Consider the following 12,481-nt stretch of genomic DNA (forward strand, 5'->3'; position numbering starts at 1 on the left):
GATCCGAAGACACTCTACCAAATACGCTGCAGGGCCTTCGACTTACCGAATTCTGTAACTCAGCATGGGTTCCCGCTTTCGCGGGAACGACGCATTCAGATTACTCGTGATCGCGGTCGGCCCGCTGCTTGGCCACCGCATCCGCGAGCCGCATCGCCGCCTGCACTTTCGACGGCTGCTGCGCGAACCGCCCCAGCACCTCGCGCGCGAGGTCTTCCGATTCGGCGCGCTGCTTGGCTTCGGCCTGGCGCGCCTCGATCTGTTCGCGCAGCGCGGCCAGTTCCGCCACCTGCTCTTCCTGGCGCACGGATTCCAGCTCCACGAGGCGCTTCTTCGCCTCCGCCATTTCCTGCGTGGCGAGCGCCGTCTTGCGCTGCATTTCCGCCGCCAGCTGGGCGTTCGCGAGCAGCGCGCGCTGGGCGTCGCGCTTGTCGATCGCGGCCTGCACCGCCGCCTGCTCGGCCGCCTCGCGCATCTTCGCCAGCTGCGCGCGCTCCGCTTCGGCGGCGGCGCGGGCTTCCGCCGCGGCCACCGCGGCGCGCTCGGACGCCATGCGTGCCGCCGCCGCTTCGTTGGCGCGCACATCGGCGGCCGTCTGCTGCTGTTGCGACGACAGCTTCTGCTCCAGCAGCAGCAAGGCGTCGTGCGCGGCATCGGCTGCCGCGCGTTCGGCCGCCAGCAATTCTTCCGTCAGCTGCTGCTGGCGGCGTTCGTGCGCAGCGCGGTCGGCCTGCGCCTGCGCCAGTTCGGCCGCGCGGGCGGCCTGTTCGCGCTGGGCGTCGGCGATCGCCTGCTCGTGGTCGGCCTGGCGCGCCGCCTGTTCCGTGATCGCGCGCTGGGCCTCGATCGCTGCCTGGCGCTCGGCGGCGGCGCGCTGCTCGTGCCCGGCCTGCGCGGCCAGCAGCGCCGCATGGTCCTGTTCGGCGGCGACGCGGCGCGCGTCGAATTCGGCCTGCTGGGCCGCCAACGCATCGCGCTGGGCCTGCAGCCGGGTGGCGTGCTCCTGTTCGGCCGCGGCGAAGCGCGCTTCCGTCTCGGCGCGCAGCGCGGCGATCTCGCGCTGCTGGGCTTCGAGCCGTTCGGCCAGTTGCATCGTGTGCTCCTGTTCCGCGGCGGCGCGGGCTTCGGCGGCGGCGGTCAGCGCACGTTCGGCCTCGATGCGGGCCTGCTGGCGCGCCAGCGCCTCCTGCTCCGCCTGCACGCGCGCCTGTTCGGCCTGTGCCAGCGCCTGCGTCTGCGCGGCGCGTTCTTCCGCCAGCCGCGCCGCTTCGCGTTCGTGTCCGACCCGCTCCGCCTCGGCCGCGAGTGCCGACTCCGCCGCCGCGTTCTGCGCGGCGCGTGCGGCGGCTGCCGCGTCGGTCAAGGCAGCGCGTTCCTCGGCCAGCTGGCGCTCGCGCTGCTGGGTCTCCAGGTCGCGCTGCGCGGCCTCCTGCGCGACGCGGTCGGCTTCCATCCGCAGGTGCGCCTGTTCGGTGGCTGCGCGCTCGGCGTCCAGGCGGGCCTGGCTCTGCTGGGACTCTTCCTCTTCCGCGGCGGCACGGGCCAGGGCCACGTCGCGCAGCTTGCGGTCCGCTTCGATGCGCGCTTCCGTCGCGGCCAGGATGCGGGCTTCGGCTTCGCGCCGCGCGGCGGCGGCGTCGGCCGCCATCTGTTCCAGGCGTTCGCGGTGGATGGCCGCGTCGCGCAATTCCTTTTCCGTCTGCAGGCGCATGCGCAGCGATTGCGCGGCCGTCCGCTCCGATTCCACCTGGGCCTGCGCGATGGCTTCCCGTTCCTGTTCGATGTGCGCGAGGGCGCGGGCTTCCTCGAGCGCGCGTGCCTCCGCGGACGCGCGCGCGAACGCGGACGCGAGCGCCACCTGGTCAGCCCGTTCGCGCTGCTGCGCCAGTTCCAGTGCCTCGGCTTCGGCCTGCGCCAGTTTCTCGGCCGTCTGGCGCGCGGCCCGTTCGGCCCGTTCGCGTTCGCGCGCGAGGATCGCCACGCGGGCGTCGGCGCTGGCGCTGTGGTGCACTTCCTCGCGCGCCGCATGCACGGCCGCCACGCGTTCGGCCGCCTGCAGGCGGGCCTGCTCGGCGTGAATGGCAAGATCGTCGGCGTCGCGCTGGGCACGGGCGGCGATCTCGGTGTCGATGCGCGCCTGCTCCGTCGCGCGTTTGCGGGCGTCATCCTCGGCGCGGGTACGGGCTTCGGCGGCGATGCGGATCTGCGTGTCGGATTCGACGCGGGCGCGCAGCCCGGCCGTCTCCTGGCGGATCGCTTCCAGGCGCTCGGCGGCGGCCTTGGCGGCGGCACGCAGGGTGTCGATGCGGTCGCGGTTCGCCTCGATCGCCTCTTCCGACGCCTGCGCGTTCGCGAGGGCGGCAGCGGCCGCTTCGGCGTCGATCGCGGCGCGCTCCTCGGCCAGGCTGCGCGCACGCGCTTCCGCGTGGGCGCGGTTCTCGGCCGCCACCGCCGCCTTCGCTTCCGCCTCCACGCGCGCGATGCCTTCCTTGATCGCGCGCTGTTCCAGATGCTCGCGCTGCGGCTCGACCTGCGGCGCCGCGTGGTCTTGCGCGGCGGGCATCAGGTCGATCGTGAAGTCGGCGTCGTCTTTCTGTGCGGATGGATCGGTGCGGTCGGCGTCGGTCATGGATGGCTCGTCAGTTCACATATGGGGCCCGGAGGGGGTCCGCACTTAATTATGCGGCATGGTTCTGTGTCGTGTCACGCCGAGCTGAATCGTAAACCTCCGTCAATTCCAGCGTTAGACCGGGAACAAAGGCGGCTCATCCATCAACGCCACCTGCTCGCGCAATTCGAGGATGCGGTCTTGCCAGTAGCGCTGGGTATTAAACCAGGGAAATGCGGCAGGAAACGCCGGATCGTCCCAGCGCATCGCCAGCCACGCCGAATAATGGATGAGCCGCAGCGTGCGCAGCGCCTCGACGAGGTACAGCTGGCGCGGATCGAATTCGCAGAAGTCTTCATAGCCGGCCAGCACGTCGGCCAGCTGGCCCACCATCTCGTTGCGCTCGCCCGACAGCAGCATCCACAGGTCTTGCACGGCCGGGCCCATGCGGCTGTCGTCGAAGTCGACGAAGTGCGGACCGTCGCCCGTCCACAGCACGTTGCCCGCGTGGCAGTCGCCGTGCAGGCGCAGCAGGGACAGCGCCCCGGCCCGGTCGTAGCAGCGCGCGACGCCGTCCAGGGCCTGGTCCAGCACGCTCGTATAAGCGGTCAGCAATTCGGGCGGGATGAAGCCGTGACCGATCAGCCAGGCGCGCGGCTCCCTGCCGAACGTGTCGAGGTCGAGCCGGGGCCGCTCCGTGAACGGCTTCACGGCGCCCAGCGCGTGGATGCGGCCGATGAAGCGGCCGATCCATTCCAGCGTGGCCGGGTCGGACAGCTCCGGCGCGCGGCCGCCGCGGCTGGGGAAGACGGCGAAGCGGAAGCCGCCGTGCTCGTGCAAGCTGCGGCCGTCGAGGACGCTGGCCGGCACGACCGGGATTTCCTGGTCGGCCAGCTCCTGCACGAACGCGTGCTCTTCGAGGATGGCGGCATCGCTCCAGCGTCCTGGCCGATAAAACTTCACGACGACGGGCGGGCCCTCTTCGCGGCCCACGCGGTACACACGGTTTTCGTAGCTGTTCAGCGCAAGCAGGCGGCCGTCGCCGCGCAGGCCGACGCTGTCGACGGCATCCAGCACCAGCGCCGGATCGAGACGCGAGAAGGGATGGCCGGAGGTGTTGTCAGAGGGATTATCCATCCCGCCATTGTAAGGTTTTAGCCGGCCAGGGGGCGGAAGCGTTACACTGGCACCTTCAACGCACGGAAACAGAAACAAATGCAACTCGACCAGCCCCTCTCCGAAAAAGAATTCGACGACCTCGACAACTTCCTCCTGTCCGATCGCTGCTCCGACGACGCGATGACGATGGACACGCTGCACGGCTACCTGACCGCCATCGCGATCGGTCCGGAAACCATCATGCCGGCCGAATGGCTGCCGCGCGTGTGGGGCGAGGAAGGCGCCGTGCCCAAATGGAAGAACCCGAAGGAAGAAGAACGCATCGTCAACCTGATCATGCGCTTCATGAACGAGGTGCTCGTCACCTTCGAGGTCGCGCCGAAGGAGTTCGAGCCGCTGTACGTCGAGCACGACATCGGCGGCGAGACGCTGATCGACGCCGAGGCGTGGTGCTGGGGCTTCTGGGAAGGCATGGAACTGCGTCCCGGCTCGTGGGAAGAGATCTGGGACTCGGAAGCGGGCCCGCTGATGCGTCCGATCTACCTGCTGGGCGCCGACGAGATCGACGAAAGCGAGCTGGCCGAGGTGGAAGATCCGAAGAAGGCGCACAAGCTGGCGCTGGAGATCGAGGCCAACCTGCCGGGCATCCACCGCTTCTGGCTGCCGCGCCGCAAGGCCGCCGTCGACACGGTGCGCCGCGACGAACCCAAGGTCGGCCGCAACGACGACTGCCCGTGCGGCAGCGGCAAGAAATACAAAAAATGCTGTGGGGCCAATGACTAAAACCGGGGTCAGAGCCCGGTTTTAGGTAATGGCTCAACGGTAACTCAAGCCGCTTCGGCGAGGCGGCTTTCGAACAGCGCCGCCAGCAAGTCCGACTGGCTCACGATGCCCAGGAACACCGCCCGCTCGTCCACCACGGGAATGTGGTGCAGCCCGCCGTTGCTCATCAGCGGCACGAGCGTGGCGATCGGTTCGTCCTTGGAAACGACGGCAACCTTCGTCGACATCAACTCCCCCACCGTCCCCGCGCGCTCCGGCCGCACGCCCAGCACGTGGGCGAACAGGCCGCGCAGGCGTTCGCCCACCGTCTGGTAATCGTCCAGGCCCGCGTGGTGCAGGAAATCGCCCTGGCCGATGATGCCGGCCACGCGGTGCGACGCGTCCAGCACCGGCAGCGCGTGCAGGTTGTGGTGGCGCAGCAGGCGCCAGGCTTCGGCGAGCGGCATGTTCGGCGTGGCCGTCACGACGTCCTTCGACATGATCGCGCCGCAGTTCACGGTACCGAAGCGGCGCGCGTAGGCAAGTTGCTCCGTCTGCAGCAGGATGTCTTCCAGGTCGTCGCGGCTGACGTCCAGCACCTGGCCGTAGCGGGCCAGTACGGCGTCGAGATCCTCGGCCGTGAAGCCCAGGCGCGCCATCGGGGCCGGATCGCCCGTCGCGTGCGCGGCCTGTTGCGCCGTGCGCAGCGCCGATTTCTGGTTGTGCGGATAGCGCCGGCCCGTCAGGTTGTTGAAGACGAGCGCCGCGAGCACGATCAGCGTGGAGTTCAGGCACACGGGAAGGAACGCGAACCCGAAGCCGGCCGCGTGGATGGCCGGGCCGCCGAGGACGGCCGTCAGCGCGACCGCGCCGCTGGGCGGGTGCAGGCAGCGCAGCAGGAACATCACGAAGATCGCGCAGGCGCCCGCCAGCGGGGCCGCGAGGGCCGGATTGGCGACGCTCTTGGCGCAAATGATGCCGATCAGCGCGGAAATCGTGTTCCCCCCGATCACCGACCACGGCTGGGCCAGCGGGCTGGCCGGCACGCAGAACAGCAGCACGGCCGATGCGCCCATCGGCGCGACGAGGGCCAGCGGCCCGATGCCCGAGCCCCTGGTCAGCATGTCGCTGAGGATCGCCGTCACGAACAGCCCCACGAGGGCCCCTGCCACCGCGCGCATGCGTTCCCCGCGCGGCACTGTATTCGGTTGCGGTACGAACGAGCGCAACCATTCCAAACTGTGTTCCAGCATCATTCCTGTCGATTGTAAAAGAACGGCAACGCCGGGGCATCGCACGCTTTTGCTAAAAAAATGTATCACGTTATGATATATTATTTGGTTCCCAAAGCCAACGCCCACGCAATACAAGCCAGTGAAAGACGAATCTCCCCCGCTGTCCAAGACGGATTTCGCCGCATTGTCGGAATTCCGCTACCAGATGCGGCGCTACGAGCGCTTCTCCGAAAACGCCGTGCAGGCCGAGGGCATCACGCCGCTGCAATACTTGCTGCTCCTGCACATCAAGGGTTTTCCCGGACGCGAATGGGCCACCGTCGGCGATCTGGCCGAGCGCCTGCAGGCCAAGCAGCACGGCGTCGTCGCGCTCGTCACGCGCTGCGAGGCGGGCGAACTGGTCATGCGCCGCACGAACGCCGAGGACCGGCGCCGTGTGGAAGTGCACCTGCTGCCCAAGGGCGAGGCGCTGTTGACGCGGCTGGCCGCCGTCCACCGCGCCGAGCTGCGCGCCCTGCAGGGCGTATTTACGATTCCTAATCTTGCATAACAAAATGAAAACTGCCACACACCCCTCCACGCCGCGGCGCGATTTTTCAGGCGACGCCAGCCTGCTCCGCATTGCCGCCCTCGCCGCCGTCATCGGCGCGCTCAGCACGGTCGCCGCGCACGTCCTGCTGACCATGATCCGCTTCTTCACGGACCTGTTCTTCTATGGGAAATTCTCGTTCGCCGAGCTGTCTCCCGCCGACAATACCCTGGGCCCGTGGGTCATCGGCATCCCCGTGATCGGCGGCCTGATCATCGGCCTGATCGCCCGCTACGGCACCGAGGCAATCCGCGGCCACGGCATTCCGGAGGCGATCGAGGCGATCCTGTTCAAGCGCAGTGCGATGTCGCCGAAGGTCGCCGTGCTGAAACCGGTGTCGTCGGGCATCGCGATCGGCAGCGGCGGCCCGTTCGGCGCGGAAGGGCCGATCATCATGACGGGCGGCGCGATCGGCTCGCTGATCGCCCAGCACTTCCACCTGACGAGCGGCGAGCGCAAATCGCTGCTCGTGGCCGGCGCCGTGGCCGGCATGACCGCCGTGTTCGGCACGCCGGTGGCCGCCGTGCTGATGGCCGTCGAGCTGCTGCTGTTCGAACTGCGTCCGCGCAGCCTGCTGCCGGTGGCGACCGCGTGCGCCGTGGCCGGCTTCCTGCGTCCGCTTGCGATCGGTTCCGGCGCGCTGTTCCCGGTGGCGACGGCCCCCGTCGCACCGATCGCCCTCCTCTCCTGCCTCGCGGCCGGCATCGCATGCGGCGCGCTCGCGTGGCTGATGTCGACGGCGCTGTACCGCGTCGAGGACGGCTTTCACCGCCTGCCGATCCACTGGATGTGGTGGCCGGCGCTGGGCGGTCTCGCCGTCGGCATCGGCGGCTACTTCGAGCCGCGCGCGCTGGGCGTCGGCTATGACGTCATCGGCGATCTGCTGCACAACCACATGGTGGCCAGCGCCATCGTCGGCCTGCTGGCGGTGAAACTGGTGATCTGGCTGATCGCGCTCGGTTCCGGCACGTCCGGCGGCGTGCTGGCCCCGCTGCTGATGCTCGGCGCGGGCCTCGGCGCGCTGCTGGGCCCGTACCTGCCGGGCGCCGAACCCGCGCTGTGGCCGCTCGTGTTCATGGCCGCCACGCTGGGCGGCATGATGCGCGCGCCCGTGATGGCCGTCGTGTTCGCGTTCGAGCTGACGCACGACGCCAACGCCCTGCTGCCGCTGCTCGCCGCCGCGGCCGGCGCCTACGGCTTTACGGTGCTGACGATGGGCCGCTCGATCCTGACGGAAAAGATCGCCCGCCGCGGCCATCACATCTACCGCGAATACGGCATCGATCCGCTCGAGCGCCACAGCGTGGCCGAGGTGATGAGCACGGACGTCCACTACATCGATGCCGATGCCACGATCAGTGAGGTCCTCGCCACGCAGTTCGGCCCGGGCCAGAAGCACCGCGGCTTTCCCGTCACGCGCGCCGGACTCGTCGTCGGCATGGTCGCGCGCGACACCCTGGACGGCCATCCGCCCGCGATGCGCGTCGGCGACCTGTTCGGCGCCAATCCGCCGCTCGTCGCCCTGCCCGGCGAGACGTGCCGCGCCGTGGCCACGCGCCTGGCCGTGCACGGCATCGAGCGCCTGCCGGTCGTCGCGCAGACGGGGCATGCGCAACTGCTGGGCGTCGTCAGCCGCAGCGACCTGATCAAGGCGAGTGCGACCTTGCACGACGAGGAACACGAGCGCCGCACGCTGCGCACGTTGCCGCTCATGCGCCGTCCTTGAGATAAGGCAAGCAGGGTCCAGCGAGTTACTGAACAATCATGTACGATAAGCAACCCGCGTCCGCGCGTTGTGTCAATCGACACCTCGAAAAACCGTCGCGAGCGGCAGCAATGTCGTTCGAGAAGCGCAGCTGTACGCTAGTACAGTGAGCATCGCAGAACGACAGTGCAACGCGCAGCAGGTTTTTCGACGTGTCACCTAGAGAGGATAAGAACATGATCAAAGCACTCAAGCACACCCTGCTCGCCGCCGCCCTCGCCGCAGCCACCGTTGGCGCCCAGGCCGCCGCACCGATGGTCAAGACCCCGGCCCCCGGTTTCTTCCGCGTGATGCTGGGCGACGTCGAAATCACGCCGATCAGCGACGGCACCTTCGACCTGCCGATGGACCAGATCATCCGCCAGAAGCCGGAACTGACGCGCACCACGCTCACGAAGAACTTCCTGAAGCTGCCGGTGGAAACCTCCGACAACGCCTTCCTGATCAACACCGGCAGCAAGCTGGTGCTGGTCGACACGGGCGCCGGCGCGCTGTTCGGCCCGACCGTGGGCAAGTTCGTCAACAACCTGAAGGCGGCCGGCTACCGGCCGGAGCAGATCGACGAGATCTACATCACCCACATGCACGGCGACCACGTCGGCGGCCTCGTCAACAATGGCCAGCGCGTGTTCCCGAACGCCGTCGTCCGCGCCGGCAAGGCCGATGCCGACTACTGGTTGAGCCAGGCGAACATGGACAAGGCCCCGGCCGACAAGAAGGATTTTTTCAAGGGTGCGATGGCGTCGATCAACCCGTACATCCAGGCCGGCAAGTTCAAGCCCATCGAGAAGGATGGCGAACTGGTCCCGGGCGTCTCCGCCCAGGCCGAGCATGGCCATACGCCCGGCCACACCGTGTACGCGGTCGAAAGCCATGGCCAGAAGCTCGTGCTGATCGGCGACCTGATCCACCTGGCGGCCGTCCAGTTCGACAATCCGCAGGTGACGGTCGCGTTCGACAGCGACGAGAAGGCGGCCGCAACAGCACGCAAGAAAGTGTTCGACGACGCGGCCAGGAACGGCTGGCTCGTGGGCGGCGCGCACCTGCAGTTCCCGGGTCTGGGCCACCTCCAGACGCAGGGCAAGGGGTATCGCTGGGTGCCCGTCAACTACACCCAGATGCGTTGAACCGTCGGCCCTGGACTGGCCGTCTACTTTGGCCAGGCCCAAGTTTGAGGTGACGCGACCGAAATTGGATCCCCGCCTTCGCGGGGACGACGTTGGTTAAGTTTGAATCCCCGTCAGCAGCGCGGCCAGCTCGTCCATGTCGACGGGCTTCACGAGGTGGTGATCGAAGCCCGCCTCGAACGCCGCCCGGCGGTCCTGTTCCTGGCCATATCCCGTGACGGCCACCAGCACGATGGCCCCCGTCTGCGCATCCGCGCGCAGGCGGCGGGCCAGTTCGTTGCCGTCCATGTCCGGTAAACCGATGTCCAGCAGCGCCACGTCCGGCCGCTGGTGCCGCGCCCGCTCCAGCGCGCGGTGCGAATCGTGTTCGACGTCGACCAGGTAGCCGCACGCTTCCAGCAGCATGCCCAGCGTGGCCGCCGCGTCGACGTTGTCGTCGACCACGAGCACGCGCAGCGGACGCCGCGCACCGGCTACTGTCCCGCCTGCGACGACACCGGCATCGGCCGGCGCCACGCGCGCGCCCCCTTCCATCAGCGGCAGCGCCACCTCGAAGGTACTGCCCTGCCCCAGCCCAGGACTCGTGCAGGCGACGGTCCCGCCGTGCAGCTCGACGAGGTTCTTGACGAGCGCCAGGCCGAGGCCCAGCCCGCCCTGCGCGCGGTCGACCGAGCGCTCGCCCTGCGTGAACAGGTCGAACACGTGTCCCGTGAGCTCCGGTTCCATGCCGATGCCTTCGTCGTGCACCGTCAGCAGCAAACGGCCGCGCGCAGCGTCGACCGTGGCCGCGACGTCGATGCGGCGGTCTTCCGGCGTGTACTTGGACGCATTGTTCAGGAGGTTGGCGAGCACCTGCACGAGGCGCGCCTTGTCGCCCAGCACCAGGGCGTCCGGGTCGGCGATGCCGATGGCGAGGTGCTGGCGGCGGGCCTCGAACATGGGGCGTACCTGCTCGATGGCCTCGTCGACGATGGCGCGGGCCGCCACGGGCGCGCGCGCGAGCGTGACGAGGCCGCGCGTGACGCGCGAGACGTCGAGCAGGTCGTCCACGAGACTCGTCATGTGGCGCACCTGGCGACCGATGATGGCGCTGCTCTGACGCACACGGGCTTCGTCCAGGCGGCCGATGCGCAGCAGGTCGGCGGCGGCACTGATCGGCGCCAGCGGATTGCGCAGTTCGTGCGCCAGCATCGCGAGAAATTCATCCTTGCGCCGGTCGGCGGCGCGCAGCTTGTCCTCGGCCGCCTTTCTCTCCGTGATGTCGCGGAAGAACGAGACGATGCCGCCGTCGGGCGTCGGGTAGGCGCGCACTTCGCACCAGATATCGACGCCGTCCGGCATGCGCTGGCGGTACTCGGCGGTGCCGGCCGCGCGGTCACGCATCACCCGGCGGTACATGCGCCCCGCTTCGCTGTCGATCGCTTCCGGCCACACGTCCCAGTGGTTGCGCCCGATGAACTCGGCCGGATCCATGTGCGCGATGCGCAGCCCGGCGGGATTCATCTGCAGGACGGTCCAGTCGCGGTCGAGCAGCATGAAGCCTTCCGCGATCGTGTCGAGGATCGTGCGGCCGCGGTCGCGTTCCGCGCGCAGGGTGCCCTGCACGCGCGCCAGGTCGACGGCGTTCCGGATGCGCTCGGCCGTGCCGCGGGCCAGCGCCACCTCGGCGTCGGTCCACGGGTGCGGCCGGTCCAGGCCCAGCATCAGGAACGCCTGCAGCCGCCCGCTTTTGCGCAGCGGGACGGCGAGGCAGGCCTGGATGTCCAGTGCGAGATACGTGCCCTGGCGCGCGGCCGCGCGCGGGTCGGTGCGCACGTCGGCCAGCCGCACGATCTCGCCGGCGCGGCCCGCGTGCGCGAGGCCGGGGCCGAAGGCGTCGATGGAAAACGTGTGCCCGGCCGCGCTGGCGAGGCCGGGCCGCTGCCAGTCGCGCACGACGGCCAGCGTATCGAGCGCCTCGTCGACTTCGCCGTACAGCACGCGCGCCATGCCCAGTTCCAGTCCCAGCAGGGTGCAGCCGGTGCGGATGGCGTCGTCGGCGGACGCCAGCGGGCGCAGCGCGTCGGCCACCGTCAGCTCGAACGCGGCGCGGCGCTCGGCCTGCACCCGGCTCGTCGTCTCGATGACGGTGCAATACAGGCCCGCCACGCGGCCATGGCCGTCGTGCAGCGGCGAATACGAGAACGTGAACCAGGTCTGCTCGCGGAAGCCATGACGCTCCATCGTGAGCGGCAGGTCTTCGAAATACGCGGATTTGTTGGACAGCGCGCGATCGACGATGGGCACGAGGTCGGGCCAGATCTCGGCCCAGACCTGCTGGAACGGCGCGTCGAACGCGGCGGGGTGCTTGGCGCCGAGGATGGTGGCGTAGGCGTCGTTGTACAGGAAGCGCAGGTCCGGCCCCCAGGCGACGAACATCGGGAACGCGGAGCTGACCGTCATCGACACGGCGGTCGCCAGTTCGGGCGGCCAGTCGGCCGGCGGCCCGAGCGGCGACGTGCTCCAGTCGTGCTCCTGCAGGAGACGCCGGACGTCGCTCTCTCCGCCGAGACCGGCAGTGGTACGCAGAATGTCAGCCATGGCCCGATTCTCGCATACCTGGCGGCGGGGCCCATGCACGATTGCAACTTTGTGCCTGAGCTCGCTTTGTCGCGTTACAGTTTGATGAAGTGCTCGCGGTAGTAGCGCAATTCTTCGATGGACTCGATGATGTCGGCCAGCGCCGTGTGCTTCTGCGCCTTCTTGAAGCCGGACGCCAGTTCCGGCTTCCATCGGCGGCACAGTTCCTTCAAGGTGGACACGTCCAGGTTACGGTAGTGGAAGAACGCTTCCAGCTTCGGCATGCCGCGCGCCATGAAGCGGCGGTCCTGGCAGATCGAGTTGCCGCACATCGGCGATTTATTTGCCGGCACCCACTGCCTCAGGAAGGCGATCAGCTGTTCCTCGGCCTGGGCTTCGTCGATCGTCGACGCCTTGACGCGGTCGATCAGGCCCGAGCGGCCGTGCGTGCCCTTGTTCCAGTTGTCCATCTTGTCCAGGGTTTCGTCGCTCTGGTGGACGGCGATCACGGGGCCCTCGGCCAGCACGTTCAGGTTGGCGTCCGTGACGACGGCGGCCACTTCGATGATGCGGTCGTTGTCCGGATCCAGGCCGGTCATCTCCATGTCGATCCAGACGAGGTTGAATTCGTTCGGGCGCGGAGTGGATACTTCGGTGGGGTTGGCTTGTGACATAATTCTCTCTTCGCTTAACTAGCTAAACCAGCATTTTCTCACA

Annotated in this window: 9 protein-coding genes; 4 read left to right on the forward strand and 5 right to left on the reverse strand. The window is 68.7% G+C overall.

Annotated features, from left to right (window positions below):
• Window positions 1-100: 100 nt before the first annotated feature.
• Together ACEN9H_RS21450 and ACEN9H_RS21455 are read right to left on the reverse strand one after the other, a co-directional pair.
• Entirely contained in the window at window positions 101-2,629 is a 2,529-nt protein-coding gene (locus tag ACEN9H_RS21450; protein WP_413672001.1) for a hypothetical protein, read from the reverse strand.
• Window positions 2,630-2,743: 114 nt separating this feature from the next.
• Entirely contained in the window at window positions 2,744-3,745 is a 1,002-nt protein-coding gene (locus ACEN9H_RS21455; RefSeq protein ID WP_413672002.1) for a serine/threonine protein kinase, read from the reverse strand.
• Between the two features lie 78 nt (window positions 3,746-3,823).
• Between ACEN9H_RS21455 and ACEN9H_RS21460 the strand changes: the two genes are divergently transcribed.
• A complete protein-coding gene (locus tag ACEN9H_RS21460; RefSeq protein WP_056127244.1) occupies window positions 3,824-4,510 on the forward strand; it encodes a UPF0149 family protein in 687 nt (228 codons plus the stop codon).
• A 44-nt stretch (window positions 4,511-4,554) separates the two neighbouring features.
• Here the strand turns inward: ACEN9H_RS21460 and ACEN9H_RS21465 are convergent, their stop codons facing one another.
• Window positions 4,555-5,670: an HPP family protein gene (locus tag ACEN9H_RS21465; RefSeq protein WP_413672003.1), complete on the reverse strand. Its 1,116-nt coding sequence runs from the start codon at window positions 5,668-5,670 to the stop codon at window positions 4,555-4,557.
• Window positions 5,671-5,929: 259 nt separating this feature from the next.
• Here ACEN9H_RS21465 and ACEN9H_RS21470 point away from each other — a divergent pair, with 259 nt between their 5' ends.
• From ACEN9H_RS21470 to ACEN9H_RS21480, 3 genes are all read left to right on the forward strand, one after another.
• Window positions 5,930-6,274 carry a MarR family winged helix-turn-helix transcriptional regulator gene (locus ACEN9H_RS21470; protein ID WP_413675619.1) on the forward strand — a complete coding sequence of 115 codons (345 nt, stop codon included), beginning with the start codon at window positions 5,930-5,932 and terminating at the stop codon, window positions 6,272-6,274.
• A 4-nt stretch (window positions 6,275-6,278) separates the two neighbouring features.
• Window positions 6,279-8,039, forward strand: coding sequence for a chloride channel protein (locus ACEN9H_RS21475; RefSeq protein ID WP_413672004.1), 1,761 nt, complete (start codon window positions 6,279-6,281; stop codon window positions 8,037-8,039).
• 215 nt (window positions 8,040-8,254) lie between these two features.
• Window positions 8,255-9,205 (forward strand): MBL fold metallo-hydrolase, encoded by a 951-nt coding sequence (locus tag ACEN9H_RS21480; protein ID WP_413672005.1) that lies wholly within the window; start codon window positions 8,255-8,257, stop codon window positions 9,203-9,205.
• A gap of 96 nt (window positions 9,206-9,301) precedes the next feature.
• Here the strand turns inward: ACEN9H_RS21480 and ACEN9H_RS21485 are convergent, their stop codons facing one another.
• Window positions 9,302-11,785, reverse strand: coding sequence for a PAS domain-containing protein (locus ACEN9H_RS21485; protein ID WP_413672006.1), 2,484 nt, complete (start codon window positions 11,783-11,785; stop codon window positions 9,302-9,304).
• 74 nt (window positions 11,786-11,859) lie between these two features.
• Entirely contained in the window at window positions 11,860-12,438 is a 579-nt protein-coding gene (gene orn / locus ACEN9H_RS21490; RefSeq protein ID WP_413672007.1) for an oligoribonuclease, read from the reverse strand.
• Window positions 12,439-12,481 lie beyond the last annotated feature (43 nt).

This window comes from Massilia cellulosiltytica (genome assembly GCF_047325105.1).
Taxonomy (GTDB): domain Bacteria; phylum Pseudomonadota; class Gammaproteobacteria; order Burkholderiales; family Burkholderiaceae_D; genus Telluria; species Telluria orientalis.

Coding starts and splice junctions, on each gene's coding strand:
- ACEN9H_RS21460 (WP_056127244.1), top strand. CDS start 3,824: ATGCAACTCGACCAGCCCCTCTCCGAAAAAGAATTCGACGACCTCGAC.
- ACEN9H_RS21485 (WP_413672006.1), bottom strand. CDS start 11,785: ATGGCTGACATTCTGCGTACCACTGCCGGTCTCGGCGGAGAGAGCGAC.
- ACEN9H_RS21480 (WP_413672005.1), top strand. CDS start 8,255: ATGATCAAAGCACTCAAGCACACCCTGCTCGCCGCCGCCCTCGCCGCA.
- ACEN9H_RS21465 (WP_413672003.1), bottom strand. CDS start 5,670: ATGCGCGCGGTGGCAGGGGCCCTCGTGGGGCTGTTCGTGACGGCGATC.
- orn (WP_413672007.1), bottom strand. CDS start 12,438: ATGTCACAAGCCAACCCCACCGAAGTATCCACTCCGCGCCCGAACGAA.
- ACEN9H_RS21450 (WP_413672001.1), bottom strand. CDS start 2,629: ATGACCGACGCCGACCGCACCGATCCATCCGCACAGAAAGACGACGCC.
- ACEN9H_RS21475 (WP_413672004.1), top strand. CDS start 6,279: ATGAAAACTGCCACACACCCCTCCACGCCGCGGCGCGATTTTTCAGGC.
- ACEN9H_RS21470 (WP_413675619.1), top strand. CDS start 5,930: ATGCGGCGCTACGAGCGCTTCTCCGAAAACGCCGTGCAGGCCGAGGGC.
- ACEN9H_RS21455 (WP_413672002.1), bottom strand. CDS start 3,745: ATGGATAATCCCTCTGACAACACCTCCGGCCATCCCTTCTCGCGTCTC.